General features: G+C 71.0%; 24 protein-coding genes, 1 tRNA gene, 1 other RNA gene and 1 pseudogene. 11 read left to right on the forward strand and 16 right to left on the reverse strand.

The window, feature by feature from the left end:
• Positions 1 to 165: 165 nt before the first annotated feature.
• On the reverse strand, positions 166 to 456 hold the full coding sequence (locus AB0B35_RS03010) for a hypothetical protein (protein ID WP_360522402.1): 291 nt from the start codon (positions 454 to 456) through the stop codon (positions 166 to 168).
• A 108-nt stretch (positions 457 to 564) separates the two neighbouring features.
• Here AB0B35_RS03010 and AB0B35_RS03015 point away from each other — a divergent pair, with 108 nt between their 5' ends.
• Positions 565 to 2835: an FdhF/YdeP family oxidoreductase gene (locus tag AB0B35_RS03015; protein ID WP_361039961.1), complete on the forward strand. Its 2271-nt coding sequence runs from the start codon at positions 565 to 567 to the stop codon at positions 2833 to 2835.
• Positions 2835 to 3902 (forward strand): formate dehydrogenase accessory sulfurtransferase FdhD, encoded by a 1068-nt coding sequence (gene fdhD, locus AB0B35_RS03020; RefSeq protein ID WP_361039963.1) that lies wholly within the window; start codon positions 2835 to 2837, stop codon positions 3900 to 3902. The genes AB0B35_RS03015 and fdhD overlap by 1 nt, the downstream gene beginning before the upstream one ends.
• A 111-nt stretch (positions 3903 to 4013) precedes the next feature.
• On the opposite strand, the gene AB0B35_RS03025 is transcribed toward fdhD, so the two are convergent.
• Positions 4014 to 4838 carry an NUDIX hydrolase gene (locus tag AB0B35_RS03025; protein ID WP_361039966.1) on the reverse strand — a complete coding sequence of 275 codons (825 nt, stop codon included), beginning with the start codon at positions 4836 to 4838 and terminating at the stop codon, positions 4014 to 4016.
• A gap of 214 nt (positions 4839 to 5052) precedes the next feature.
• On the opposite strand from AB0B35_RS03025, the pseudogene AB0B35_RS03030 reads away from it, so the two are divergent.
• A pseudogene (locus AB0B35_RS03030) lies at positions 5053 to 5688 on the forward strand (ATP-binding protein); the annotation flags it as partial.
• Positions 5689 to 6039: 351 nt separating this feature from the next.
• Entirely contained in the window at positions 6040 to 7764 is a 1725-nt protein-coding gene (gene lysS / locus AB0B35_RS03035; protein ID WP_361039969.1) for a lysine--tRNA ligase, read from the forward strand.
• A gap of 140 nt (positions 7765 to 7904) precedes the next feature.
• Here the strand turns inward: lysS and AB0B35_RS03040 are convergent, their stop codons facing one another.
• Positions 7905 to 8633 (reverse strand): tyrosine-protein phosphatase, encoded by a 729-nt coding sequence (locus AB0B35_RS03040; RefSeq protein WP_361039971.1) that lies wholly within the window; start codon positions 8631 to 8633, stop codon positions 7905 to 7907.
• A gap of 157 nt (positions 8634 to 8790) precedes the next feature.
• On the opposite strand from AB0B35_RS03040, the gene AB0B35_RS03045 reads away from it, so the two are divergent.
• The 3 genes from AB0B35_RS03045 to AB0B35_RS03055 all read left to right on the forward strand — a co-directional run bounded on the left by AB0B35_RS03045 (position 8791) and on the right by AB0B35_RS03055 (position 12706).
• Positions 8791 to 10998 (forward strand): germacradienol/geosmin synthase, encoded by a 2208-nt coding sequence (locus AB0B35_RS03045; RefSeq protein ID WP_361039974.1) that lies wholly within the window; start codon positions 8791 to 8793, stop codon positions 10996 to 10998.
• Between the two features lie 254 nt (positions 10999 to 11252).
• Entirely contained in the window at positions 11253 to 11789 is a 537-nt protein-coding gene (locus AB0B35_RS03050; RefSeq protein WP_361039977.1) for a hypothetical protein, read from the forward strand.
• 149 nt (positions 11790 to 11938) lie between these two features.
• A complete protein-coding gene (locus tag AB0B35_RS03055) occupies positions 11939 to 12706 on the forward strand; it encodes a DUF4097 family beta strand repeat-containing protein (RefSeq protein WP_361039980.1) in 768 nt (255 codons plus the stop codon).
• A gap of 31 nt (positions 12707 to 12737) precedes the next feature.
• On the opposite strand, the gene AB0B35_RS03060 is transcribed toward AB0B35_RS03055, so the two are convergent.
• Positions 12738 to 15863, reverse strand: coding sequence for a BTAD domain-containing putative transcriptional regulator (locus AB0B35_RS03060; RefSeq protein WP_361039982.1), 3126 nt, complete (start codon positions 15861 to 15863; stop codon positions 12738 to 12740).
• A 121-nt stretch (positions 15864 to 15984) separates the two neighbouring features.
• Here AB0B35_RS03060 and AB0B35_RS03065 point away from each other — a divergent pair, with 121 nt between their 5' ends.
• Both AB0B35_RS03065 and AB0B35_RS03070 read left to right on the forward strand, forming a co-directional pair.
• Positions 15985 to 16236, forward strand: a complete 252-nt coding sequence (locus AB0B35_RS03065) for a type II toxin-antitoxin system prevent-host-death family antitoxin (RefSeq protein ID WP_361039985.1) — start codon at positions 15985 to 15987, stop codon at positions 16234 to 16236.
• Complete coding sequence (locus tag AB0B35_RS03070; RefSeq protein ID WP_361039988.1) at positions 16233 to 16490, forward strand: Txe/YoeB family addiction module toxin; 258 nt, start codon at positions 16233 to 16235, stop codon at positions 16488 to 16490. The genes AB0B35_RS03065 and AB0B35_RS03070 overlap by 4 nt, the downstream gene beginning before the upstream one ends.
• A 69-nt stretch (positions 16491 to 16559) precedes the next feature.
• Here the strand turns inward: AB0B35_RS03070 and AB0B35_RS03075 are convergent.
• A tRNA-Ala gene (locus AB0B35_RS03075) sits at positions 16560 to 16632 on the reverse strand.
• Positions 16633 to 16808: 176 nt separating this feature from the next.
• The gene (locus AB0B35_RS03080) at positions 16809 to 17363 is read right to left on the reverse strand and encodes a YqgE/AlgH family protein (protein WP_360522363.1); all 555 of its coding nucleotides are present in this window, start codon (positions 17361 to 17363) and stop codon (positions 16809 to 16811) included.
• A 117-nt stretch (positions 17364 to 17480) separates the two neighbouring features.
• Here AB0B35_RS03080 and AB0B35_RS03085 point away from each other — a divergent pair, with 117 nt between their 5' ends.
• The gene (locus tag AB0B35_RS03085) at positions 17481 to 17840 is read left to right on the forward strand and encodes an HIT domain-containing protein (protein ID WP_361039991.1); all 360 of its coding nucleotides are present in this window, start codon (positions 17481 to 17483) and stop codon (positions 17838 to 17840) included.
• A gap of 108 nt (positions 17841 to 17948) precedes the next feature.
• Here the strand turns inward: AB0B35_RS03085 and AB0B35_RS03090 are convergent, their stop codons facing one another.
• Genes AB0B35_RS03090 through AB0B35_RS03100 form a run of 3 tightly spaced genes read right to left on the reverse strand, consistent with a single transcriptional unit; the run spans position 17949 to position 19964 of the window.
• Positions 17949 to 18512 (reverse strand): hypothetical protein, encoded by a 564-nt coding sequence (locus tag AB0B35_RS03090; protein ID WP_361039993.1) that lies wholly within the window; start codon positions 18510 to 18512, stop codon positions 17949 to 17951.
• A gap of 40 nt (positions 18513 to 18552) precedes the next feature.
• Positions 18553 to 19794, reverse strand: coding sequence for an RHS repeat-associated core domain-containing protein (locus tag AB0B35_RS03095; RefSeq protein ID WP_361039996.1), 1242 nt, complete (start codon positions 19792 to 19794; stop codon positions 18553 to 18555).
• A gap of 11 nt (positions 19795 to 19805) precedes the next feature.
• Positions 19806 to 19964: a ricin-type beta-trefoil lectin domain protein gene (locus AB0B35_RS03100; protein ID WP_361039999.1), complete on the reverse strand. Its 159-nt coding sequence runs from the start codon at positions 19962 to 19964 to the stop codon at positions 19806 to 19808.
• Between the two features lie 48 nt (positions 19965 to 20012).
• Here AB0B35_RS03100 and AB0B35_RS03105 point away from each other — a divergent pair, with 48 nt between their 5' ends.
• Positions 20013 to 20600, forward strand: coding sequence for a nucleosidase (locus AB0B35_RS03105; protein ID WP_361040002.1), 588 nt, complete (start codon positions 20013 to 20015; stop codon positions 20598 to 20600).
• Between the two features lie 16 nt (positions 20601 to 20616).
• Here AB0B35_RS03105 and AB0B35_RS03110 read toward each other — a convergent pair whose 3' ends face one another.
• The 7 genes from AB0B35_RS03110 to AB0B35_RS03140 form a co-directional block, all read right to left on the reverse strand.
• Positions 20617 to 20883, reverse strand: coding sequence for a hypothetical protein (locus AB0B35_RS03110; protein ID WP_361040004.1), 267 nt, complete (start codon positions 20881 to 20883; stop codon positions 20617 to 20619).
• 168 nt (positions 20884 to 21051) lie between these two features.
• Positions 21052 to 21427, reverse strand: a transfer-messenger RNA (tmRNA) gene (ssrA, locus tag AB0B35_RS03115).
• 86 nt (positions 21428 to 21513) lie between these two features.
• Positions 21514 to 22659 (reverse strand): SRPBCC domain-containing protein, encoded by a 1146-nt coding sequence (locus AB0B35_RS03120; RefSeq protein WP_361040007.1) that lies wholly within the window; start codon positions 22657 to 22659, stop codon positions 21514 to 21516.
• Positions 22660 to 22749: 90 nt separating this feature from the next.
• Entirely contained in the window at positions 22750 to 24153 is a 1404-nt protein-coding gene (locus AB0B35_RS03125; RefSeq protein ID WP_361040010.1) for an SRPBCC domain-containing protein, read from the reverse strand.
• 65 nt (positions 24154 to 24218) lie between these two features.
• Positions 24219 to 25022: a cellulose binding domain-containing protein gene (locus tag AB0B35_RS03130; RefSeq protein ID WP_361040013.1), complete on the reverse strand. Its 804-nt coding sequence runs from the start codon at positions 25020 to 25022 to the stop codon at positions 24219 to 24221.
• A gap of 101 nt (positions 25023 to 25123) precedes the next feature.
• Positions 25124 to 25600 (reverse strand): SsrA-binding protein SmpB, encoded by a 477-nt coding sequence (gene smpB, locus AB0B35_RS03135; RefSeq protein WP_203689265.1) that lies wholly within the window; start codon positions 25598 to 25600, stop codon positions 25124 to 25126.
• Between the two features lie 85 nt (positions 25601 to 25685).
• Positions 25686 to 26927, reverse strand: coding sequence for a M23 family metallopeptidase (locus AB0B35_RS03140; protein WP_361040016.1), 1242 nt, complete (start codon positions 26925 to 26927; stop codon positions 25686 to 25688).
• Positions 26928 to 26939 lie beyond the last annotated feature (12 nt).

The following is a 26939-nucleotide window of genomic DNA, read 5'->3' on the forward strand; positions in this document are numbered from 1 at the left end:
CCACTCTCGCGCCGTCACCCGGATTGATCATTCGAGGCGTACCTCGGAGGCAGAATAATCCTTCGCAGGCGGCCTCGGAGCACGGGGTGCCCAGGCGCGCCGGGCCGTCTATACGAATGGCCCGGCATTCTCATGCCGGGCCATTCGTATAGGACGGTGCGCAGCTCAGCGTGTTCCGGCCGACGCGCCGAGGTTGAACTCGATCGCACCGGCCGCGACGGCGCCCAGAGCGAGCAGGATCACGCCCCAGCCGATGAGCCGGTCGGCCGCGTTGATGCGGTGCAACCAGCGCGAGAACCTGTTGCCGTTGGTGGTGGCGGTCCCGCCCAGCGGGTCCGTGCCGGCCGCGGCGCCGGCCGGGTCGGGGGTGAGCGTCTTGACCACGGTGACCGTTGCTCCGGCCAGGACGAGCAGGGTGCCCAGCACGGCCAGCAGGCCGGCGATCCAATCCTTCATGATCATCCTCCCCAGCAGGGATGTCGCCGGTCGGGGTACCGGCGAACGACTCAGGTTAGACCTGCACCACACTCGGCGGCGCACCGCGGACGTGAGATCGTTTGAGGTATGGCGAAGAAGCCCCCACGCGACGACGTCGGTGACCGGAATCTCACTGTGCGCGGCCCGCAGGCCGCCGCGGCGGGCCTGCCCGGGGTGGGGCACGGCCTGGCCGCCGCGGTGAACCAGATGGGTGTCCGCCGCACCGCGCTAACCCTGCTCAAGGTGAACCAGGCCGGCGGCTTCGACTGCCCCGGCTGCGCCTGGCCGGAGCCGTCACCCGAGCACCGCGCGCATGCCGAGTTCTGCGAGAACGGCGCGAAGGCGGTGGCCGAGGAGGCCACCCTGCGCCGGGTCACGCCCGAGTTCTTCGCCGCGTTTCCCGTCGCCGAACTGGCCGGGCGCAGTGACTACTGGCTGGGCCAGCAGGGCCGGCTGACCACGCCGATGGTCAAGCACCCGGGCGCGACGCACTTCCGGCCGCTCGGCTGGGAGCAGGCGTTCGCGCTGGCCGCCGAACACCTCAAGGCGATCGAGCCGGACCAGGCGCTGTTCTACACCTCCGGGCGCACCTCGAACGAGGCCGCGTTCCTGTACCAGCTGTTCGCGCGGGCGTACGGAACCAACAACCTGCCCGACTGCAGCAACATGTGCCACGAGTCGTCGGGCGTGGCGCTGGGCGCGACCATCGGCATGGGCAAGGGCTCGGTCACCCTCGACGACATCCACGAGGCGAAGCTCATCGCGGTGGTCGGCCAGAACCCCGGCACCAACCACCCTCGCATGCTCGCCGCGCTCGAGAAGGCCAAGCAGCGCGGCGCGAAGATCATCTCGGTCAACCCGCTGCCCGAGGCCGGGATGATGCGGTTCAAGAACCCGCAGAAGGTCTCCGGCCTCGTCGGCTCCGGCACCGCGCTGGCCGACCTGCACCTGCCGATCCGGGTCGGCGGTGACCTGGCCCTGTTCCAGGCGATCGGCGCGAAGCTGGTCGAGTGGGGAGCCGTCGATGAGGCGTTCGTCACGGCGTACACCTCGGGGTTCGAGGCCTACGCCGCCGCGGTGCGCGAGGTGGACGCGGACCTCGTGGCCCGCGCGACAGGGCTGAGCGCCGACGAGATCGAGGCGGCGGCGCGCCTGTTCGCCGCGTCCGAGGCGACCGTGGTCTGCTGGGCCATGGGCCTCACCCAGGGACGCGACGCCGTCGCGACGATCCGGGAAGTCGTCAACGTGCAGCTGCTGCGCGGCATGATCGGCAAGCCTGGCGCGGGCCTGTGCCCGGTGCGCGGGCACTCCAACGTGCAGGGCGACCGGACCATGGGCATCTGGCATGAACCGCCGACGTGGCTCGGCAAGTTGGGCGAGCGGCTCGGTGTGGCCATGCCGACCGGCCGCGGGCACGACACCGTCGAGGCGATCCGGGCCATGCGCGACGGCCACGCGAAAGTGTTCGTCGCGGTCGGCGGCAACTTCGCCGCGGCCAGCCCCGACACCGACGTCACCGAGGCCGCGCTGCGCCGCTGCACGCTGACCGTGCACGTGTCCACCAAGCTCAACCGCTCGCACGTGGTCACCGCCGACGAGCAGACCGTCCTGATCATGCCCACGCTGGGCCGTACCGAGCGGGACACTCAGGTCGGCGGGGACCAGTTCGTCACCGTCGAGGACTCGATGTCGAACGTGCACGCCTCGCGCGGCCGCCTAGACCCGGCCTCGCCCATGCTGCTCTCCGAGGTCGCCATCGTGTGCGGGCTGGCCCGCGCGGTGCTGCCGGAGTCGACGATCCCGTGGGAGTCGTACGCGCGGGACTACCGGGTGATCCGGGCGCTGATCGAGCAGACCGTGCCCGGCTTCGACGGCTTCGAGGCGAAGGTGGGCACCCCGGCCGGGTTCACCCTGCCGCACCCGCCCCGCGACAGCCGCAGCTTCCCCACCCCGGACGGCAGGGCACGGTTCACCGTCAGCCCGCTCGAGGTGCTGACCGTGCCCCCGGGCCGCCTGCTGCTGCAGACCCTGCGCAGCCACGACCAGTACAACACCACCATCTACGGCCTCGACGACCGTTACCGCGGCGTCAAAGCCGGCCGGCGGGTGGTCTTCGTCAACCCCGACGACCTGGCCGAACTCGGCATCGCCGACGGCTCGACCGTCGACCTGATCTCGGAGTGGGCCGACGGGGAGCGGCACGCGCCCGCGTTCCGGGTCATCGCTTACCCGACGGTGCGCGGCTGCGCCGCCGCCTACTTCCCCGAGGCGAACGTGCTGGTGCCGCTGGACTCCACGGCGGCCGGGTCGAACACGCCGACCTCGAAGCAGATCATCGTCCGGCTGCGGCCCGTCTGATGGGCCGGGCCAGCGACCGCAGGCAGGTGACCCGGATCGATCTCGGCGGGTCGGCTCCCGTACGCCGCCAGGACACCCTGGCCGCCGAGGAACCCCTGGAGATCCGCGTCGGCCACCGCCGCGGCCCCCGCCCGCCGCTCGCCGTCACCATGCGCACCCCCGGCGACGAGCTCGACCTGGCCCTCGGCTTCCTCCTGACCGAAGGCATCATCACCACCCCCACCGACATCCTCACCGCCCAACTCTGCGCCGGCCAAGGCGAAAGGAAGGGCACCTTGCCAACCACATCCGTAGAGGAAGGGCACCTTCTTAACATCGGCGGAGCGGGAGCTGCGGCGGGGCTGCGGGCGGCGGACCCACGTGCTGCCGGGCCGCGCACGGGCGGCTCGCGGGCGGCCGGCGGCTCGGCGGTGATCGGCACCGACGGCGGGGCGACGGTCCAGGCCGGCGGTCCGGCCGTGATCGAGGAACCCGACGAGGAGCCCACACCCGCGAACACGTACAACGTCGTCGACGTCGTGCTCGCCGACCACGTGCCGCCACCCGCCGCGGGGACGGAGCGCAACTTCTACACCACGTCCTCGTGCGGCGTATGCGGCAAGGCCAGCATCGACGCCATCCGCACCCGCTCCCCGCACGACGTGGCCGCTGACCCGGTCACCGTCGACGCCCGCGTCCTGACCCTGCTCCCCGACCGGCTCCGGGCCGCCCAGCGCACTTTCGAGCGCACCGGCGGGCTGCACGCGGCGGGCCTGTTCACGCCCGACGGCGAGCTCGTCGGGACACGGGAGGACGTGGGCCGGCACAACGCGGTCGACAAGCTCATCGGCATGCAGCTGCGGGCCGGGCGGCTGCCGCTGGCCGGGCACGTGCTGCTGGTGTCCGGCCGGGCCAGTTTCGAGCTGACCCAGAAGGCGTGGATGGCCGGGATCAGCGTGCTGGCGGCGGTGTCCGCGCCGAGCACGCTCGCCGTCGACCTGGCCGCCGAGGCGGGCATGACGCTGGTCGGCTTCCTGCGCGGCCAGACCATGAACGTGTACGCAGGCCCGCAGCGCGTCACCACCTGAACCTCCCGGCACCGCGCCGTTGGAGCGCGAACAGCCCCAGCTCACGGCAGGTCCGGAGTTAAGAAGGTGCCCTTCCTCTACCTATGGCGATGGGAAGGTGCCCTTCCTTCGTCAGGGGCGGAGGGCGTGGGAGCGGTGGTAGTCGCCGTCGGGGGTGATCACCCAGCTGTGGAGGGGGGTGTCGGTGACGAGGGCGGTGGTAGCGGTCAGGCGGCACAGATGGGTGGCGAGTTCCAGTTCGCTGACGCCGGTGGCGCGGGCAAGGGAGTCGCCGGCGCTGAGTTCGCAGCCGTACTGGGGGTCGCCGGCGTCGGGGTTGATCCACACCGTGGCGCGTACGTCGGCGGCGGCCATCAGGTCCTCGGCGGTGCCGGTGAAGACCTCCGCCGGGTCCAGGCCGTATGCCTCGTGCAGCGCCTGGCGCAGCGACCCGGCCGGGGTGCCGGACGCGAAGGACACGCTGTAGCTCGCCCGGCCGTCCTGGGCGGCCTGCCACACCTGGTCGATCGCCGTCATCAGGTAGGCCGCCACCCCTTCGGGCTGCATGTTCAGGTCTCCGATGGCCTCGGCCGTGAACGGCACCCGCACCACGTCGTACGTGCCCTTGGCGGGGTCGCCGAACTCGGCGCCGTAACGGCCCGCGACGTCCATCGAGACGAGCTTGCAGGCGAACAGGTGCTGGCGCTGCCAGAGGCCGTCCTCGCGCCGCGTGTCGACGAAGGTCAGCGGCACCGGCGCGGTCACCACCGCGCACAGTTCCTCGTCGAGTTCCCGGTAGAGCGCGGCCAGCAGGTTCGCGTCGCCGCGGTCCACGCCGCCGCCGGGCGTCGCCCAGTAGCGCCGCGGCACGCCGGGGCGGGTCCGTTCGAACAGGATCATGTCGTCGCCGTCGAGGAGCACGGCACGGACACGATGACGGTCGGGCACGGCAACCATGTCTCCAGCGTCGCTGCCCGTGACGCCTTTGTCGACCGGAAGCCCGATTCCGCCGCCCGTCCGGGGACCGCAAGAAACGTGATTGAGTCTCGCCAAGCACGCGCTGTACTGGTATATGTGATTGGCCGTAACCCCGGGTCACAGGAAAGTGGTCATCATGGTGAGCTCAGCCGACCCCACTGCGGGGGAGGAAGAGACGATCAACATGCTGTTCCACCTCTCCCGGCGCTCGCAGGCGATGGTCGACCGGCTGATCAGCTGCCTGGACCGCATGGAGCAGGTGGAACCGGACGCCGACCGCATGAAGGACGTCTTCGAACTCGACTTCCTCGCCATCCGGATGCGCCGCAACGACGAGAGCCTGCTGGTGCTCGCGGGTGGCGAGTCGGCCCGGATCCGCCGGGAACCGGTCAGCCTGGTCGACGTGCTGCACGGGGCCCGGTCGGAGGTCGAGGACTACCGCCGGATCGAGTTCGGCGTGATCGACGAGAGCCTGGCCGTGGTCGCCCCGGCCGTGAACGACCTGGTGCACCTGCTGGCGGAGCTGTTCGACAACGCCGCCGCGTTCTCCCCGCCGGACAGCACGGTGCTGGTCGAGGCGCGTCGGGTGGCCGACCGGGCGGTGCTGCTCATCGAGGACCGGGGCATCGGCATCGGCGCGGAGCGGCTGCGCGAGCTGAACCACCGGCTGGCCCACCCGAGCCCGATCACCGCCGCGACGTGCCGCCAGATGGGCATCGAGGTGGTCAGCCGCCTCGCCCAGCGCCACGAGATGCGCGTCGAACTGGAGCCCGCGGGCGACCGCGGCATCGCCGCCTCCGTGGTCCTACCCGCCCACGCCCTGGTCAACTGACCCGCCCTGACCTGGCCCGCCCTGCCCGCGCGAAGCGCGCGATCGCGAGGCGCGGGCACTGGCGCGCGCGTGCGGGGCGCGGTGTGCACCAAGGTCGTTCGACTTGCCTGGCAGGTGGGCGAATGGGCGGTCAAGGTACGCACAGGTGCCCGGCAAGTCCGACGATCTTGGCGTGCCGCGCGGGCGGGCCGACGACCTTGGCGTGCCGCGCGCGCCGGTTCGGCGGCCCTTGGCGGACGCGGCCGGGTACGGGCCGCCGATCACGGGTGGGTAGGGGCGTCGGAAAACCCGCTGGGCCGATCCGGGAGAATGGGCACGTTCGCTTTCTCTTGGAAGGACGTGCCGATCGTGGCCGCAAACCCGGAGGCCGACTGGGTCTCCCGCTTCGCTGACGAGGTCATCGCCGAGGCAGAGCGTCGCGCTCCGGGCAAACCGATCGTCTGCGCGTCCGGCCTGAGCCCGTCGGGCCCGATCCACCTGGGCAACCTGCGCGAGGTGATGACCCCGCACCTGGTCGCCGACGAGATCCGCCGCCGCGGGCACGAGGTCGTGCACATCATCAGCTGGGACGACTACGACCGCTACCGCAAGGTGCCCGCGGGCATCGACGAGTCCTGGGCCCAGCACATCGGCAAGCCGCTGACCTCGGTGCCGGCCCCGGCGGGCAGCGCGTACCCGAACTGGGCGGAGCACTTCAAGGCCTCGATGATCGAGTCGCTGGCGCAGTTGGGCGTGGAGTACCGCGGCATCAGCCAGACCGAGATGTACACCTCGGGCGCGTACACGGAGCAGGTCCTGCTGGCCATGCGCGAGCGCGGCAAGATCGACGCGGTGCTGGACCGCTACCGCACCAAGGGCCGGACCGGCTCGGGCGCGCCGCAGCAGGGCAAGCTCGACGAGGACGAGGCCGCCGCGGCACAGGAGGCCGCGGAGGGCTCCGGCGCGGCCGCCGAGGACGACGGCACCGGCGCGACGGGCTACTTCCCGTACAAGCCGTACTGCTCGGTCTGCGACCGGGACCTGACGACGGTGGTGGCGTACGACGACGAGACGACCGAGCTGTCCTACACCTGCCAGTGCGGGCACACCGAGACGGTGCTGCTGTCCGAGCACCGCCGCGGCAAGCTGGTGTGGAAGGTCGACTGGCCGATGCGCTGGGCGTACGAGGGCGTCGTCTTCGAGCCGTCGGGCGTGGACCACTCCTCCCCCGGCTCCTCCTTCCAGGTCGGCGGGCAGATCGTCGGCGAGGTGTTCGGCGGGCAGCAGCCGATCGGCCCGATGTACGCCTTCGTCGGCATCTCCGGCATGGCGAAGATGAGCAGTTCGAAGGGCGGCGTGCCGACCCCCGCCGACGCGCTGCAGATCATGGAGCCGCCCCTGCTGCGCTGGCTCTACGCGCGCCGCCGCCCGAACCAGGCGTTCAAGATCGCCTTCGACCAGGAGATCCAGCGCCTCTACGACGAGTGGGACACCCTCGGCCGCAAGGTCGCCGAGGGCGCCGCGAACGCGGCCGACACCGCCGCGCACAGCCGGGCAGTCGGCACCGCTGCGGGCCCGCTGCCGGTGACGCCGCACCCGCTGCCGTACCGCACGCTGGCCTCGATCGTCGACATCACCACCGGCGACCCGGAGCAGACCCTGCGCATCCTGCGCGACCTGGACCCGGCCGACCCGGTCGCCTCGCTCGACGAGACCCGCCCGCGCCTGGACCGCGCCCAGCACTGGATCACCACCCAGGTGCCCGCCGAGCAGCGCACCCGCGTGCTCGCCGAGCCCGACGCGACCCTGCTGGGCAAGCTCGACGACGACCAGCGCGAGTCGCTGCGCCTGCTCCTGGCCGGCCTCGACGACCACTGGTCCCTGGAGGGCCTGACCACCCTGGTGTACGGCGTCCCGAAGACCCGCCTCGGGCTGCCCATGGACGTCAAGCCGACGCCCGAGCTCAAGGTCGCCCAGCGCGAGTTCTTCGCCCTGCTCTACCACCTGCTCGTCGGCCGCGACACCGGCCCGCGCCTGCCCACCTTGCTCCTCGCCGTAGGCCCCGACCAGGTCCGCAAACTCCTCACTCCCTGACCGGACCCGCCACGCGGACCGCGAACGCCCACTCACCACTTCACATTTCATAGACGTTGGCCTATCTCATCGAGTTTTCGCGACTCGGATTCGATGAGATGGGCCAACGCCGATCAGAAGGCGGAACGTCAGGGCACGCGTCACGGCTCCAGGAGGTTGGCGCGCAGGCGGGTGATGTAGGCGTCGTCGATGCCGAGGCGCTGCTCGGCGTAGCCGCGCAGCGAGCCGTGGTGCTCACGAGCCCAGGCGAGGAACAGGGTCATCACCTCGGCCGGGGCGCGACCGTAACCGGGCCAGACCGGCGGGACGCCCATCTGCGCGGTGATGTCGGCGACCAGCCCCGGCGTGGCCAGCTCGGTCAACGCGAAATCCTCGGCGATGACCTCGTCGGGCACATCCAGCAGGGTGAGCACCAGGGCGGCGAGCACGCCGGTGCGGTCCTTGCCGGAGGCGCAGTGGAACACGACGGGCGCGTCCTCGGCCTCGGCGATCACGTCGAGCGCCTGCCGCAGCTCCACCACCCCGTCCTGCGCGACCTCGGCGTACTTGCCCGCGAGGAACGGTCCGACCGCCACCTCCGGGCCCAGTTCCGCCTGCCGGTACGGCCGGTGCTCCACGCTGAGGTTGTGGTACGCCAGCCCGTCGTGCTCACGCACCCGCCCGCGCCGGGCGATCTCGAACGGGTACCGCAGGTCGATCACGGTCCCGACACCCAGTTCGAGGAACCGTGCCCAGTCCTCGTCGTCCATCTTGGACAGCGCGTCGGACCGGTAGAGCCGCCCCCAGCGCACGGCTCTCCCCTCGTGTCCGGTGTATCCGCCGAGGTCGCGAAAGTTGCGCAGGTGGGTGAACGCGATGTGTCTCTTCACGTCCGATCACCCTACTTAAATCTCTGCGGACGGACCTCTCCGTTTCGCCCGAGCGACCGAATTCACCATCTACTCAAAACGGACGTATCCCTATAGAGTCGTGGCAGCCGCGGCCGGCACCTGCACGTCATCGCCAGGAACACGTCAGGAGACGGTGATGCAAGCGTTCGTCCTGCCCGACTTCTACCTCCCCCACCCGGCACGGCTGAACCCGCACGAGCAGCACGCCCGGGACCACTCGAACGCCTGGGCCAAGCAGATGGGGATGCTCGACGCCCCCGGCCCGTCCGGCGAACCGGTGTGGGACCTGGAGAAGCTGAACAAGCACGACTACGCGCTGATGTGCGCGTACACCCATCCGGACTGCGACGAGGCGGCGCTGGACCTGGTCACCGACTGGTACGTATGGGTCTTCTTCTTCGACGACCACTTCCTCGAGTCGTTCAAGTACGACCGCGACCTCGCTGGGGCGCAGGAGTACCTGGACCGGCTGGAACTGTTCATGACCGAGCCGGGCCAGACGCCGCCGGAACCGCTCAACCCGGCCGAGGCGGGGCTGGCGGACCTGTGGGCCCGCACCATCCCGCACATGTCCGACGGGTGGCGGCGGCGCTTCGTCGCCAGCACGCACAACCTGATGGTCGAGTCGATGTGGGAGCTGGACAACATCAACCGGCACCGCATCGCCAACCCGATCGAGTACATCGAGATGCGGCGGCGGGTCGGCGGCGCGCCCTGGTCGGCGAACCTGGTCGAGTACGCCTGCGGGGCCGAGGTGCCCGACCGGCTGGCCGGCCTGCGGCCGCTGCAGGTGCTGCGGGACACCTTCGCCGACGCGGTGCACCTGCGCAACGACCTGTTCTCGTACCAGCGGGAGGTCGCCGAGGAGGGCGAGAACTCCAACGCGGTGCTGGTGCTGGAGAGGTTCCTCGACGTGCCCACCCAGCGCGCCGGCGACCTGGTCGGCGAGCTGCTCACCTCGCGCCTGCACCAGTTCGAGCACACCGCGCTGACCGAGCTGCCGGTGCTGTACGCCGAGCACGCGGTCACGCCGCCGGAGCAGCTGGCGGTGGCCCTCTACGCGAAGGGGCTGCAGGACTGGCAGGCGGGCGGGCACGAGTGGCACGCCCGGTCCAGCCGGTACACGAAGATCACGCCGCGCGCGGAGGGCCCGGCCGCGGCGCTGGCCCCGGGGCTGCCGACGCTGTTCGGGCAGTACGTCCACGTGCCGCTCGGCCGGCAGCCGGGCCACCTGCCGATCCCGGCGCTGCACATGCCGTACCGCCCGCGGACCAGCCCGCACCTGTCCCGGGCCCGGCGGCAGACGGTGGCCTGGGGCCGCGAGATGGGCATGCTCGACCCGGTGCCGGGCACGGGCGTGCACGGGCTGTGGACCGAGCAGGCGCTGGCCGGGTTCGACTTCCCGCACTGCGCCGCGATGATCCACGCCGACGCGACGCCGGAGGAGCTGGAGGTCTCGTCGAACTGGCTCACCTGGGGCACCTACGGCGACGACCTGTTCCCGGTGCAGTTCGGCCGCACCCGGGACTTCCTCGGCGCGAAGGCCGCCAACGCCAGGCTGGCGCTGTTCATGCCGCTGACCGGCGAGCCGACACCGGAGCCGCTGACCCCGCTGGAACGCGGGCTGGCGGACCTGTGGCGGCGCACCGCCGGGCCGATGGCGCCCGGCGCGCGGGCGCGCTTCCGCCAGTCGGTCGAGGACATGACCGCGTCGTGGGTATGGGAGCTGGCCAACCAGATCCAGAACCGGGTGCCCGACCCGGTGGACTACGTGGAGATGCGCCGGGCCACGTTCGGCTCGGACATGACCATGAGCCTGTGCCGGCTCGCGCACGACGGGCTGGTGCCCGACGAGGTCTACGAGAACCGGGTGATCCAGCAGCTGGAGCACGCGGCACAGGACTACTCGTGCTTCACCAACGACCTGTTCTCCTACCAGAAGGAGATCGAGTACGAGGGCGAGGTCCACAACCTGGTGTTCGTGCTCGAACGTTTCCTCGGGTGCGACCGCTTCGAGGCCCGTGACCTGGTGGCGCGTCTGATGGCCGAGCGCATGCGGCAGTTCGAGCACATCGTGTCGGTGGAGCTGCCCGCCATGTGCGACCAGCTCGGGCTGGACGAGGAGGTCAAGCGGCGGCTGACGGTGTACGCCGACCAGCTCAAGGACTGGATGTCGGGCATCCTGCGCTGGCACGAGGAGTGCGTGCGCTACTCCCCCGCCAGCATGTCGCAACGCAGCCCGGGCATGTCCGAGCACGCCCCGGCGATCCTGCCACTGCCGTCGGGGCTGGGCACCTCGGCGGTACGGGTGCTCGCGCTGCTGGGCGTGCCCGGCGCGAGCTGAGCCACCCCCTGCGCACACCCGTGGCGCCGGCTCCGGATTGCTCCGGAGCCGGCGCCACGGTGCGCTCGGCCCCACCGGCGAGCGAGTGAGCTGCGCCCGAAGCACACAATGTATCGACGTTAATAGATTGTTTCAAGCCGTCGCAGCATATCGATATCTGACAGTGTATCGATCTATGGCCACGCTTAGTGTATCGGTGGTCGTCGAAGCGTGACTATCGGCGACCGTCCCGTCCCCTAGATCGGAGGCCCCTGGTGGTCCGACTCGTCCGTGTCGCGCTCACCGCGATGCTGGTGCTCGGCGGTGCCCTGTTCGCCGCCGCACCGGCGAACGCCGCGGTGCTCGACGTGCAGTGCACCTCGCCCAGCAGCACCAACACCATCACGTTCAGCCCCCCGCTGACGCTGGTGAACCAGCCCACCGTGGTGTCGCGCACCACGAACTACAAGCCGTGCCGCGCCCCGCGCTGGCCCAACCTGGTCTCCGGGTTCGAGACCAAGACGATCACCATGCTCGACGACTGCACCATGGTGCTCGGCTCGCTGAACGTGAACTTCACGATCACCTGGAACACCGGCCAGACCACCACGGTCAACGCCATCCGCACCGCGTCGCTGTCCGGCACGAACCTGGTGGTGACCTTCAACGGCACCGTCACCGCCGGTCTGTTCCTCGGTAGCAACGTCAACCAGGTGTTCGTCGGCTCCGGGGTCGACCTGATCAACTGCCTCGCCGGGCGCGGCTCGGTGAAGAGCATCGTGTCGCGGGTGAATCTGACCATCTCGCACTGACACCCGCGCCGGGGTCGTGGCGGCCGCAGCCCGAACCGCCGCCACGGCCCCACCACGACAGCGCGGAGACGGCGCGGTGACAGGACCGCGGGTGACCGTGGGTGCCGAGCAGCAGCCCACCGACCCGCAGACCTCAGGAGAGCACCGCCATGCCGACCTTCGACACTCCCGCGCCGATCTCGGCGACGGTCGACATCATCCTCGGAGACATCCGCTTCGTCGCCGACGACCGCGCCGACACCGTGGTCCGGGTCGAGCCGATCGACCCGACCCGGCAGTTGGACGTCGACGCCGCCGAACACGTGGAGATCACTTTCACCGACGGACGGCTGCTGGTCAGGCACCCGAAGCTGCGCGCGGTGTTCACCAAGCGGCACGGCTCGGTGAAGGTGCTGGTGCGGCTGCCGACCGGATCCGACGTACGCGGTGACACCACGCAGGGTGAGTGCGTCGTGCAGGGCGTGGTCGGCTCGTGCCGCTTGAAGACCGCGATCGGAGACCTCCGGGTGGGGCAGGCCGCGGACGTGCGGTTGAAGACCACCGGCGGCAAGGTGGTCGTGGACCACGTGACCGGCCGGTCCGACGTCGACGCCAACGGCGACATCCGGATGCGCAGCATCGGCGGCGGCGCGTCGATCAGAAGTATCGGCGGCGACATCCGCGTCGGCGAGCTCGGCGGCGGCCCGGCCGACCTCTATGCCGCCATCGGCAAGGTGGAGGTCGGCGTCGCCCAGGGCATCGCCGTCCGGCTCGACGCGCGCACCTCCACCGGCCAGGTGCGCAACCAGCTGGAGGCCCCCGGGCAGCCCGACCGGGCAGTGGACGTGCGCGCCCGCTGCCACGGCGGCGACATCACCGTCCGCCGCGCCGAAGTGGGCCTCGACAGGCCCCAGCGAGCGGCCCGGCTCGCCGGCTGAGGGCGGTCGGCCGGCGGCGAGCGCGTTCCGGTCACGCGGCGAGCGTGGCCTCGGCCAGCTCGCGCCAGTCCCGCCGCTGCCCGTCGCGGACCGCCTCGGCGAACACGCTTTCGCCGAGGCGGTGACGCGTGTCCTCGATGATCCGGGCGGCGTCGGGCAACGAGCGGTCCTGCGTGCCGCGCACGCCGTCGCTCGCCGCCAGCAGGCGTACGGCCTGCTCGGGATGTCCCAGGCGCAGCGCGAGATCGGCGATCCCGATCAGCACCTGCGCCAGCATCGGCCGGTGGCCGAGCTGCACCGCGGCCTGGAACGCGTCGGCCCGGTGGGCGCGGGCCTCGTCGAGGTCGTCGACGAGGTAGCCGTGCAGGTCCCGGGTCATCACATAGAGGCCGCCCCGCTCGACGTCGAACTTCGTGCGGATCGTCGTCAGGTGTTCGCGGGCCTGGTCCGGTTCGCCGCGCCACCGGGCCAGTTGCGCCTGCGCGAACGTCAACTCGGCCAGCGTGTCCGGCCAGGTGATCCCGTCGGCGCACCGCGACGCCTGGGCCATGGCGGCCGCGCTGGCTCGTTCGTCGCCGAGCAGCCAGTACTGCTGGGCCTGCTTCAGCCGTACGCCGACGACCTCCTCGGTCGCGCCCAGCTCGGTCAGCGCCCGGACCGCCTCCTCGTAGTGCACACCGGCGCGGGTGAACTCGCCGCGCGCGGCGAGCCGATCGGCCAGGAAGACCAGCGCCGACGAGGCACCCCAACGGTCGCCCAGCGCCCGGAACTCGGCCAGCGCGATCTCGATGTCGGTGTCGACGTCGGTCTCGTCACTGCCGAGCACGAGCCGGAACCGCCCGCGGGCGAGCCTGGCCTGCGCGCGCACCCAGGGGTCGTCGGCGACGATCAGCGGCTCGAACGCGGGCAGGAAGTCGGTCGGCTCCCGCAGCATCCGCTCCAGCGGCGCGGCGAACCCGAGGATGGGATGGCGGGACCCGCTGCGCTCGGTGAACCGGTGCGCTTTCTCGATCCACTCCTGGGCCTGGTACTGATCACCGGCGGCGCCGGAGGTCACGAACAGCGTCACGATCGTGTACGCCAGCGCCCGCGCCTCGTCGGACACCTCACCGTCCAGGGCGGCCGCCGCGATGCCCAGCTCGGTGCCCTCGGCCCGGTGCCCGCTCAGGAACCAGTACCAGCCCGCGGCCCCGACCAGACGCATCGCCTCTTGGGCCCAGCCCTGCTCGATCGCCCCGCGCAGGGCCGCGCTGATGTTGTCGTGCTCGGCCTCCAGCGTGGCCAGCCAGTCCAGCTGCTCGGCCCGGCGCAGGTGCGGATCGGCCGTCTCGGCCAGCTCGGTGACGTAGGCGAGGTGTGCCCGGCGGGCCGGCTCGTCCTGCCCGGCCTCGGCGAGCCGCTGCGCCGCGTACTCCCGGATGGTGTTGAGCATCCGGTAGCGCGGCGCGCCGTCACCGTCGGAGAGCAGCAGCGACTTCTCCGTCAGCGCGGTCAGCAGGTCGAGTGCCTGCTCTCCCTCCGCGCAGACCCGCTCGGCCGCCTCCAGGCTCACCCCGCCGGAGAACACCGACAGCCGCCGCAGCAGGTCACGCTCGGCCTCGCTCAGCAGGTCCCAGCTCCAGTCCACCACCGCGCGCAGCGTCCGGTGCCGGGCCAGCGCGGTGCGGCTGCCACCGGTCAGCAGGAGGAAGCGGTCGTCGAGGCGGTCCGCGAGCTGATCCACCGACATCGTGCGCAGCCGGGCCGCGGCCAGTTCGATCGCCAGCGGCATCCCGTCCAGCGCCCGGCAGATCCGGACCATGGTCGCCAGGGTCTGCTCGTCGGAGCCGACGTTGCGGCGTACCGCCTCGGCCCGGTCCCGCAGCAGCCGCACCGCGGGCGAGGACCCGGCCTGCGCCGGGCTCGCATCCGCGGCGGGCAGCGCGAGCGGCTCGACCTGCCACAGCGCCTCGCCCGTGATGCCGAGCGGCTCCCGGCTGGTGGCCACGATCCGCAACCGCCGGCACTCCCCCAGCAGCCGGTCCGCGAACGCGGAGACCTCCTCGATCATGTGCTCGCAGTTGTCCAGCACCAGCAGCATCACGCGCTCCCGGAGCGCGGCGACGAGCCGGTCCATCGCGTCGCCACCCGGTCCCCCGCCGATGGACTGGTCACGCAGCCCGAGCGCGGTCAGCGTGGCCTGCGCCGGCTCGCTGCCCGCCCGCAGCGGGGCCAACTCCACCAGCCACGCCCCGTCCGGCAGGTCGCCGAGCATCGTCCGGGCGGTCTCCGTGGCCAGTCGCGTCTTGCCGGAACCGCCCGCCCCGGTCAAGGTGACCAGCCGGTGCCTGGCCGCCAGCGCGGCCACCTCCGCGACGTCGTCCTCCTTGCCGACGAACGTGGTCAGCTCGGCGCGCAGGTTCGTCCTGCGGTTCTCCGCCCGGCCGCCGATCTCGCCGCGCAGCAGCGCGGTGTGCAGCGCCGACAGCTCAGCCGACGGGTCCACCCCCAGCTCGTCGGCGAGCCGCTCAGCCAGCTGCTGGTACGCCGTCAGCGCCTCCGCGCCCCGGCCCGCCTGGGCGAGCGCGCGCATCAACGCCGCGACCAGGCCCTCCCGCAGCGGGTATCGCGCCACCAGGTCGGTCAGCTCGGACACCAGATCCGCACCGCCGCCGAGACGGACCTCCAGGTCCACCCGGTCCCCGAGCACGGCGAGATGGCGCTCGACCAGCCCCGAGACCGCGGCGTCGAACGTCCTGCTGCCCTGCAGGGCGATGCCGTCCATGGGCGTCCCGCGCCACAGGGCCAGCGCCGAGCGCAGCAACTCCGCCCGCTCCGGGTCGTCGGCGGCGGTGCGGGCCGCGGCGACGAGGCGCTCGAACCGGCTCACGTCCACGGCATCCGGGTCGACGGTCAGCTGGTAACCGCCGGGCTTGGCCTCGACGACCCCGTCCGGCAGCACCTTGCGCAGCCGGGAGACCAGGACCTGCAGGGCGTTCACCGCGTCGGCCGGCGGCTCCTCGCCCCAGACCCAGTCGACCAGCCGCGCACGGGCGACGATCCGGCCGGGTTCGAGCGCGAGCGCCGCCAGCAGCGCGCGCAGCCGCGCGCCGGGCACCTCCACGGCGGTCCCGTCACCGGTCTGGACTTCGAACGACCCGAGCATCCCGATACGCACCGGGCAATCTTGCCGCATTTCCGGCTGTTGATCTATGCCGCGATTTCGGACTGACGTTGCTGCCACCCGCAAATCGACGTACAGTTTCTTGTACGTACTATTTCTTGTACAGGGGGCACACATGAGAACCATGACGTACTCCGAATCCCGTGCGCGGTACGCCGAAGTGCTCACCTCGGTCGTGGAAGACCGCGAGGAGGTCGTCGTGACCCGGGCCGGGCACGAGCCGGTGGTCATCGTCTCGCTGGACGACTACCAGTCCCTCAAAGAGACCGCTTACCTGCTGCGCAGTCCCGAGAACGCACGGCGGTTGCTGTCGGCCATCGACCGGCTGGAGACCGGCGGCGGCCAGGTGCGGGATCTCGTCGAATGAAGCTGGTCTGGGACGAGAACGCGTGGGAAGACTACGTCTGGTGGCAGGCCCAGGACCGCAAGCTCCTCAGGCGCATCAACCAGCTCATCCAGGACATCGCCCGCAACGGCAACGAGGGCATCGGCAAGCCCGAACCCCTGAAACACGGCTTCCAGGGGTACTGGTCACGACGGATCAACGACGAGCACCGGCTCGTCTACAAGATCGTGGACGACGAGATCCGCATTGCACAATGCCGCTACCGCTACCAGTGACGCCCGCCCGGGGGATCACCATCAGGCAAAGAGAAACGCCCAGGTCTTTCGACCTGGGCGTTTCTTCGGTGGAGCCGAGGGGACTCGAACCCCTGACCCCCACACTGCCAGTGTGGTGCGCTACCAGCTGCGCCACGGCCCCTTGTTCCTGGTAAGTCCCCGTTTGACGTTTCCGCCGCCCGGGCACCTGCGAAATATTACACGGCCCCGCCCCCCACGCAAAAACGGGTATCCCCGCGAGTTGACCAGGCGGTGTAGGCCACACCCAACGGTCGACCATGAATGCACATTCATGATCGACCGGAGCGCCGCCGCTGGTCAGTTGAGGGAGACGTCCGGGGGGAAGTTGGCCACCGCCGCCGTCATGCCGCCCTGGCGGCGCAGCACCAGCGGCCACAGCTCCTCGGGCTGGGTGCGGAACGGATCGCTGGGCAGGGCCTCGAACACCAGCCAGGCGTTCTCCTCGATCTCCTGCTCCAACTGCCCGGCACCCCAGCCGGCATAGCCGTGGTACACGCGGACGCACTCCAGCCGCTGGCCGACCCGCGCGGGGTCACGGCTGAGGTCCACCGTGCCGATCTGACCCATGACCCGGCTGAAGCCGACGAACCCCGCCACACCGGCGCGGGCACGGGCCACGCAGATCGCGGAGTCCGTGCCGACCGGGCCGCCCTCGAAGAGCACCCCCGGCTCGCGCAGCAGCGATTCCCAGCCGGGCAGGATGTCGCCGACCAGCGCTTCGGTGGGCCGGTTCAGCACCACCCCGAGCGCCCCGTCGGCCTCGTGGGCCAGGACGAAGACGACCGTACGTTCGAAGTTCGGGTCCCGGAGCGAGGGCATGGCAACCAGCAGGTGCCCGGTCAGTGACTCCACTGCGTGCCGCCCCGTGCCCTTTCCCGCATTGTCGTGCCGCGTGGTGTGCGGCTCTCCCGACGTCATGACTGGCACCCTATCCGTCCGGAGGCGGCGCGGTCAGGGTCTCGGCACGGCTTGTGCGGCAAACTTGCCCGACTCGGTGACAAGCCCGCCGGATACCAGTATCCCTTCTGCGATCTTCTGGCCGGCCAGGGTGATGGCATCAATGAACCCGAGGACATCGTGCGGCGCACCGAGGACGCGGCGGCCCTGATCGCGCCGCGCCGGTGGCCCAACAACCTCGGGCATGTGCTCGTCGTCCCGACCGGCCACTACGAGAACCTCTACGCCATCCCCACCGACGCCTATCGCGCCGTGGGTGATCTGGTGCACGAGGTGGCTGTCGCGATCCGGGAGACCTACGGCTGCGAGGGCGTCTCCACCCGGCAGCACAACGAGCCTGCCGGCCATCAGTCGGCAGCTGCGCAGAGGTGACCGACACGGCGCGGGGACGGTGCGAACCGTCACGGGCCGCGAGGCCCGCCGGTCCGCACCGTCCCCCGACGCCGTCAGGAAGGCGTCATGTGCGACGGCGCATCGCTGTCATCCGTGGAAGGCGACGGCGCGGACCTCCTCAAGGTCAGGGGCCCGGTCGCCGTCCGCCTCGCCGACCAGTCTCACGACGGCCAGGCACCTGTGCAGCAGTTCCACGCTGGGAGCGTCGTCCGCTGCCGAGTCCGAGTCCGCCAGCATGGTGACTGCCCGGGTCACCGAGCCGATGGCCGAATACAGGTAGATTCCGGTCTCCAGCTCGGCCATCAGGTCGCGCATGACCCACCAGAGATTGCCGGCACCCGGATCCACTGGCAGGTCGAAGGGCGGCGCCTCGTCGTCGTGGCCCTCCTCGCAGACGCCTGTCAGGGCGAACCACTCCAGCTTGAGGGGACGCGCGTCGGCCCTGACATCCTCCGGTGACCCGTCGACCGCCGTGCGCAGCAGTGTCAGCGACCGGCCCGCGAGGTCGACGCTATCGGGCGTGTTCCTGCTGCCGTACGCCTCCACCAGCTCGCTGGTGATGACCCACATGGCGGCGAGGTATCTCGGGTAGGCCAGCGCCCTGAGCGCCTGTTTGACAGACAGTGACAGATCCAGGATCTGCGCCTTCATGTGTCCCCTCCCTGCTCGGAGCCGCCGAGCGCCTGCACGCTCACCGACGACGGCCGTAGTTTATGCCGGTGATCACCAGATTCCGCAGGCCGAAGCCCCTGCGGATCGCCCGGGACAGCGCCGGGATCGCCCTGCCGAGCCCTGTCTGCTTCTTGATCGTGTTCATCCGCTCGATGGTCAGGTCCTGCCCGTCCCAGTTGCCGTGGGATTCGTTGGTGACGGAGCCGGGCTTGCGCATGAACGCGCTGCCGTCCACGTTGCAGCCCTTCTTGCACGTCCGGTTGGTGGAGATGTAGCCGTTCACCCGTTTGATGACACCGCCGAGCACGGATTTTTGCTTCTCGATGTCGTTGCCGAACGCTCTCGCGGCCGCCTCGGAGTGGCCGTCCTTCGTGGTCCCAGTGCCCGAGCCGGCTTGGAAGACCGGGACGCCGATATTGCCCAGCTTCTTGGTGAGCTCCTCGTCGACGCCGTTCTTGTTGACGAATCCGACGACCCGGTAGTACTCCTGGTCACCCTCCTGGACCGTGACCAGCGAGATCATGACGTTGAAGTCACCGCGCTTGTACTCGGGCAGCTTGTTCTTGTACGTCTCGACCTCGTCCAGTGCTCTGCGGAACCAGTTGACCGACTCGCTCGCACCGATGGCGATGGTGCGGTTGAAGTACTTCTCCCTCTTGGTGACCTGGTTGACCTGCTCGTAGTTCCACTTGTAGACCACGGCGGGCGGCGGGACGCCGTCGTGGTCGATGGGCTTCAAGCCGGTGGGGTCGCTGAAGGTTGTGGGGTTGTTGTTGCTGTAGGCGAACGCGCTCCACTGCTGCGGATCGTGGAGATCCATCACCGGGTCCACGCTGATGAAGCGGCCCAGCGACGGGTCGTACTCGCGCGCTCCGATGTGCACCAGGCCGGTCGGATCCTGGTCACCGCCGATGAACGCCTTCTGGTCGGGCCAGTAGGCGGGCGCGGTGACCTCGCGGCCGGCGCCGTACGGCGTGGTCCGCCGCCAGTGGATGGTGCCCGTTGCCGCGTTGATGGTGCAGGTGGCCGTGCCGTGGTGGTCCGCGGCCTGGAACCAGACCCCGGCGCTGTCGCGGACGGCCACCGTGGCGCCGCTGAAGCCGTACGACCGGATCGCGGTCACCGTGGTCCCGTCCGAGACCACCTCGGTCCCCGGCAGGTACAGGGTGGCCTTTCGGACACCACCCGGTCCCGAGGTCCACTCCTGCTGAGCAGAGCTCCGTTGCCGCTGCCGGAACAGCGTGAACGGAGCTCTGCTCACTGGCAGGAGGGTCAGGAGACGACCCAGTTCTGGTTGGACTGGACCGGGTTGCCACAGGTCCAGATGATCATCTGGGTGCCGTTGGCGGTGCCCCAGCCGTCGGCGTCCAGGCACTTGTCCGAGTTCGGGTTGACCAGCGAGCCGTCAACAAGGACCGTTCTGACCTGCACCCACCGGGTTACATGAGAGCTGTTCGACACGCCGCCTAGAATTCCCGGGTGACTCTTACCGGCACCGTGACCCCCGACCGGCCGCTGATCGTCGTCGCGCTGCCGGAGGAGGCCGCGCATCTGGACACCACGTTCCCGGTGCTGCTGACCGGGGTGGGCAAGGTCTGCGCCACGCTCGCGGTGTCGCGCGCGCTGGCCGGGGGCGTGCTGCCCAGCGAGATCGTCAACCTGGGCACCGCCGGCGCGCTGCGGCCGGGCCTGGCCGGCCTCCATGAGATCAGCCGGGTGGTGCAGCACGACTTCGACACCGTGACGATCCGGGCGGTGACCGGCCGCGACTTCGGCGGTCCGCTGGAGCTGCCGGGCACCGGGCCGGTGCTGGCGACCGGTGACGTGTTCGTCTCCGACCCGGCGCTGCGGGCCGCACTGGCCGAGCATGCGGACCTGGTCGACATGGAGGGTTATGCCGTCGCCGCGGCAGCGGCCGCGTACGGCGTGCCGGTGCGGATGGTCAAGCAGGTCAGCGACGAGGCCGACGGCGAGGCGGTCACCGGCTGGGCGGAGTCCGTCGACCGGTGCGCGCGCCTGCTCGCGGGCTGGCTGAACGACTGGCAGAACACCGCCGGGGTGCGCTGACCCGATTCGCTCCCGGTCAGGTTTCTCCGCCGAGGTCGACGCCGTACGCCTGGTGCAGCACGTCGGCCGTGCGCTGGCGGTAGGCCGTGAGTCGCTGGGCGAGCTGTTCCTCGGCGTGCCGGTCGGCCGCGGTGGACATCACGGCGTCGAGCAGCGCGCGGCGATCGGATTCCAGCGCGCGCACGCTGTGGGTCAGCCTCGGCGCGTCCGCGATCACGTCGCCGAGCCGGCCGGAGGGGCCGAGCACCGCGTTCGACAGCTCGTCCAGTGAATCGGTGGCCATACCTCACCCCCGGACCGCAGAAACGTCCTTGCGTTCGATGGTCACGCGGGTGCGGCCCGAAGTCCATACCTTTGCCCAGGTTTGAACGGCCGTTCAGCCGGTCATTCGAGCAGGTAGCGGGTCATATGCGGCGAACGGCCCCGGTCCTGGTGGACCGGGGCCGTTCATGGGTGGAGGTGCCGGGAATCGAACCCGGGTCCATCGCCGCATTGACAGGGCTTCTCCGAGCGCAGCTCACTATGCCTCTACTCGACCCCACCGATCACATGAGCGAGACGGTGTGACGGGCCCAGTCGCGATTGATCTCGCCTCAGCAGCCCCGCGACGGGACTGAATCGGCCAGCCTACTTACTGATGCCGGTACACGGGCCGTAGGCACTCCCGGACCGACAGACTTGCTACTCGCCTCAGGCGGCGAGAGCGAAGTCGCGCTTGACGTTAGTCTTGGCGCTTATAGTTTTCCGACGACGATTATCGAGACGACGTCGGCTTCCTCGGCTCGCTTCTCCTGCCGCAACGTACGATGTCGAAACCTGTCACCCCCTGGTCGTGCGTGTACGCACGCACGGTGACGATCACCGCGTTCGTCAACAATAACGCCCGGGCCGACCAAAGTCATTCCGGTATCGGTCAACTCCCCGTGCAGGCGATCCCGTCCACGGTGCAGGCGGTGACCGCCTGGCCGAGGGCCAGCAGCGCGGGAAACCGGATGATGAAGGTCACCGATCCGCCCGCGCTCACCGTACGGGCCGCGCCGACCGGGGTCACCGTCACCTTCGTGCCCTCCTGCGTGAAGTTCACCGCCGAGGTGGACCGGTTCTCCACCGCCCGGTCGGCCGGCATGGTCAGCACGACCGTCCAGCCCTCCCGCGGGGTCGTGCCCGGGTTGCGGACCGTCACCTCGGTGTCGAAGCCGCCGAGGCCGAGCAGCGCGATCGTGCGGTAGTTCGCGGTCACCGGCGGGCCCACCGGTGTGGCGGTCGCCTCCGGGAGGGGCGTGCCTCCCGGAGACCCGGACACCCCCGGCCGCGGCGTCTCCCCGGCCACACCCGGCAGCGGGGTGCCGGAGGCGGCCGCCGCGGGATCCGTCGCGACGACACCCGGCTGCACACCCGAGCCGAGCCCGTACACCGGCTCGGTGTCGACGTCGGGCGCGCCGCCGGGGCCGCCCCCGATCACCACCGCGACCGCGGTGCTGATCAGCACTACCAGCACCACCGCGCCGGCCAGGGACAGCAGCCGCAGCCGCTTCGAACCGCCCGGGGGCGGCGGCACCCGCGCCGGTTCGAGCGGGACCGTGTCCCGCCGCCGCGGGATCGCGGTGTGCAGGTCGGCCCGCACCCCGCCCAGGTCCACCTCGCCGGAGGCGAGCCGGTCCAGGGCCGCGGGCAGCTGGTCGCCGAACATGAACTGGTACGACCGGCGCAGCTCGCGCCGCCGCTGGGTGCCGTCCACCCCGAAGAACCCCGACTGCAGCACGGTCAACCGGCAGCCCGCCTCGTTGTCCGCCAGCGACCAGGTGACCTCGGTGTGCGTGTGGTCGTCGCGCCAGTGCATGCCGAGCCGTTCCTGCGCCGCCACCTCCACGACATCCAGATCGAACGGTGTCGCGAGCCCGGCGAGGCCCGGCGGTGGGAAGGCGCGGAAGGTCTCCCCGGCATTCGGCGTGAGGTCGGTGGGCACGAACCACTCGCGCAGCAGCCGCTGCTCGGTGAGCGCCCGCCAGACTCGCGCCCGGGGATGGGAGAGATCGACATCGAGTCGCAGCTCGGTCACGGTCCGACTATAGGGTCGCCCCACGGCTCGCGGCATCCCCGGAATCGACCACGGTCATGACACGGGGTGTCCGTCACCGGACAGCGACGCCTACAGCTCCGCGCAGCTCACGCCCTCGACCTCGCAGCTTCTGGGCCGCGCCGCACCGGACGGGTCGCCGACCTGGAAGGCGAAGACGAAGTCCTGTCCGGCAGGCAGCTCGCGGTGCACGGCCTGTGGCGTGAACGTCACCCTGAGGCCGGTCTGCCGGAAGTCCATCCGGTCCCACGCGCTGGTCACCTGGGCCTTCGCGGGAAGCATGATGACGGCAGACCAGCCGTCGACCGCGGCGGTCGGGCGGATGGTGATCTCTCCGATGTAGCCGCCGCTCCAAGTTTCGAGTGTCCGGTATGAGACGGCCGGAGCCACGCCGCCGACCTCCGTGGCGCCCGGACCGTCCGGCGGGGCTGCCGCGGGCGACGGAGAGGCCCGTCGGGAGGTCGTGACCGTCCCGCTCGGCGAAGCGGCCGGGCTCGCCGGGCCGGCCGTCGGCGGGAGCGTCCTGGACTCCCCCGCCTGCACGCCCGACCAGGGGCTCCGGTCACTGCCGAGCGGGTCGGCCCCGGGATCGGGCGAGCGCAGCACCAGCGTCGCCACCGCGGTGACCGCCAGCACGGTGAGCACCATCGCGCCGGCCGCCGACAGCAGCCGCAGCCGCCGGTCCACCGGCATGTGGGACACCCGGCTCACCAGGCCCGAGGTACGCGATGTGGGGCCGTCCTGAGCGGGGAGGTCCGCGTCAGGGTCCGCCGCGAGCCGTGTGCTCGGCTCGCGGTCGGCGGCCTCGACTCCTGGGCCGCCGTCCGCCGGGGGCGGCGTACGCGGGTCGAGGATCGCCGTGGAGCGGTTTTCGGGGTCGGCTGCCGCCGAGGGGAGCTCGGCCGGATCCGGCGGCGCCGTGGGGCTGTCCGCCGTGGATCCGGCGGGCTGACGGACGTGCTGCTCCGCCGTGAGCGCGGACGTCGTGGCCGTGGGGCGGCGCGGCATGTCGGCGGCATCGTAGATGTCCACGCTGCGCCGGCGGCGGACCGGCAACGCGGCCTGCTCCTGCCGGGCCAGCAGGGCGGGCAGCCGCTGCTCGAACATCGTCGCGTACGCCCGCTGCAGTTCGGCCCGGCGCACCTGGCCGCCGATGCCGAGGAAACCGGTCTGGCTGATCCGCAGGCGGCTGCCCCCGGCGACCGTGGACAGCTCCCAGACCACGTCGGCGTGCAGCTGCTCGCCGCGCCAGCGCAGCACCAGCCGGGTCGGGCCCACCACCTCGACCACGTCCACGTCGAACGGCGCCGTGAAGCCCGGCAGATCGGTGCCGGGAAAGGCCCGATACACCCCGCCCGCCACCGGCATCAGGTCGGTCTGCAGGAACCACTCGCCGAGCAGCCGACGATCGGTCAGCGCCTGCCACACCAGCTCCACCGGATAAGGGAGCTCCACATCGAGTCGCAGCACGGTCACGCGCCGAATATTAGAGCCGGTTTCGCCCACCTGCCGCGTGCTTTAGGGCGGAGTTAAGCCATCGCTCAGCCAGCCTGGCAGGCGACGCCGTTGACCGTGCAGGTGACCGGGAAGGGGCCCGGTCCGCGCCGGCCGATGAAACCGAAGCTCAACGACGCTCCGGGAGCGAGGTCGCCGCGTTCGGGGGTGAAGACCCACGCACCGTCCTGACCGGACCGGTCGGCCTCCCAGTCCCCGTCGACGGTGGCACCCGGCGGCAGCTGGATCCGCACCGTCCAGGCCAGCGGGGTGCCGCCCGTGTTGCGCACCTGCACGGAGATGACGTAGCCGCCACCCCAGCTGTCCACGTGGTACGTCGCACTCGCGGTGCCACCGGCAGGCGGCGGCGGCGGGGCAGCGGGCGGGCTCGGCGGGCGGGGTCCGCTGCTCCCCGGAGCGGGGCTCACCGCGGGCGAGACCGTGGCCGCCGCGGAAGCGGAGGCGGTCGGCCGGACAGGCGCGGCCCCGGATGAAGCCTCGGGGCTGGGCGTCATCACGCCGAAGCCGTCGGTGAAGCCCGCTCCGGTGGCGCTCGGCCCGCCGGTGGGCAGCACCAGCGACGGCTGCGGTGTCGGCTTGGCCAGCGCCCAGGCGGCCGCGCCCGACACGAGCAGGCACATGGTCGCCACGCCGATCACCAGCGGCTGCCGCCCGGACCTTCGCGGGGAGGACCCCTCCAGCGGCGGCAGATCGCGATCCGCCAGGTCGGGCTCCGCCACGGCCGATTGCCGCACGTGAACGGCCGGGTCAGGCTCGTCGGCCACGGGCCCCGCGACGACGCGGGGCAGCATGGTGGTCTCGTCGTCCTCGTGCAGCCGATGCTTGCTCACGACCCGCGAGGCTACCGTCCCCGCGCCCGCCTCCGCGATCGGCCATCCGACCCGTGCCGTGGCAACGGATGCGCGACCTCGTCAGCCGGCCCGGATCGGACCTACCTCATGCCCTTGGCACGGCGGCCGAGCTCGCGGCTGATCTCCCGGTCGGAATCACGCTTGGCGATGTCCTGGCGCTTGTCGTACGTCTTCTTACCCCGCGCCAGCCCGATCTCGACCTTGGCCCAGCCGTCCTTGAAGTACATCGACAGCGGCACCATGGTCAGGCCGCCCTCGCGGGTCTTGGTGATCAGGTGCACGATCTCCTTCTGCTTGAGCAGCAGCTTGCGGGTGCGCCGCGGCGCGTGGTTGGTCCACGTGCCCATGGCGTACTCGGGGATGTGCAGCGCGTGCAGGTAGAGCTCGCCGTCGCGCTCCTGGCCGAACGCGTCGACCAGCGACGCCCGCCCGGCCCGCAGCGACTTCACCTCGGTGCCCATCAGGGCGATGCCCGCCTCGAACGTCTCGAGGATGGTGTAGTCGTGGTACGCCTTGCGGTTCGACGCGATGACCTTGCGCCCCTTCTCCCGCGGCATGACGGCCCTCCTCTCCTCGATCACGGCAACCCGACAATGCTACCGATCAGCAAGACCGAACCGCGATCGAGATAGCTCCTCACCCTCAACAGAGGCAGCCGGGGAGCCAGTTCAAGGGTTGGATGGGGTTGCCGTTCTGGCGGACCTCGAAGTGGAGGTGGAAGCCGGTGGAGGCGCCGGTGGTGCCGACCTTGCCGATGAGCTGGCCGCCGCGGATCTTGTCGCCGACCTTCACCAGGATCTTGGACTGGTGGGCGTAGCAGGTGGAGATGACCTTGCCACCGGTCTTGCCGTGGGTGATGCAGGTGTAGTTGCCGTACCCGCCGAGCCAGCCGGCGCTGCTGACCGTGCCGCCCGCCGCCGCGAAGATGGGCTGGCCGCCGCCCGCGGCGATGTCGACGCCGGCGTGCAACTGCCAGACGCCGTAGTACGGGTCGAAGCGGTTGCCGAAGTCACTGGACTTCCAGCCCTTCGTCGGCATGAGGAACTTCGCCCCGGGGCGCAGGATCGGCACGAGCTTGCCGTACTGCCCCTCCCAGACCCGCAGTTCGTCGGCGATGCGCTCGCTCTGCTCCTTGACCTCCTGGTAGTGCCGCTGGGCCTCGGCCTTCTCGGCCTTGGTCGTCTCGATCGCCTTCTTCTGCCGAGCGGCCAGCGTGTCCAGGTCGCGCCGGGCCTGCTCGGCATCCTGACGGGCCTTCTCGGCCGCGAGAAGCGCCGCGCGGGCGATGCGGGCCGCGTCGGCGGCCTCCCGGCGCTTCAGCTCGGCGTCGCTGGTGATCTGCTTGGCGGCTCGGCGGGCGGCGACGTAATCGTCGATCGCGTCGCGCCGGATGCGGCCGATCTGGCTGATGAAGTTGCCGCGGTCCAGGAACTCCTGCGGCCGGGTCGCGGCCATGAGCACGTTGAACTCGGTGAGGTTGGAACCGTGCAGGGTGGCCACGGCGAACCGGGCGAACCGGTCCCGGCCCTCCTGGACCTGCCGTACCGATGCCTGGTAGGCCTGGTCGGTGACGGCCCAGGCGGCGGTGGCCTGGTCGGCACGCCGCTGGGCGGACGCGGCCTTGGTCTCGGCCACCACCACGGCAGCCCGGGTCGTGGCGATGCGCTCCTGCGCGGCGGGCATCGCGGCGTTGGCCTCGGCGAGTTCCGTCGCGGCGGTGCGCGCCTTCGCCGACAGCGCCTCCAGCAGGGCCCCGGTCCTGGCCAGCTCGGCGTCGACGCGCTTCTTGTCCTTCTTCAGGTCGTCGGGGGCGGCATGTGCCGGCAGGCCGACCGCCACAGCGGTCAGCAGGACGAACACCACCTGCACCAGTCGCCAGCGCACGGGACCTCCCTC

Source organism: Catellatospora sp. NPDC049133 (genome assembly GCF_040648455.1).
In the GTDB taxonomy this organism is placed as follows: Bacteria; Actinomycetota; Actinomycetes; order Mycobacteriales; family Micromonosporaceae; genus Catellatospora; species Catellatospora aurea.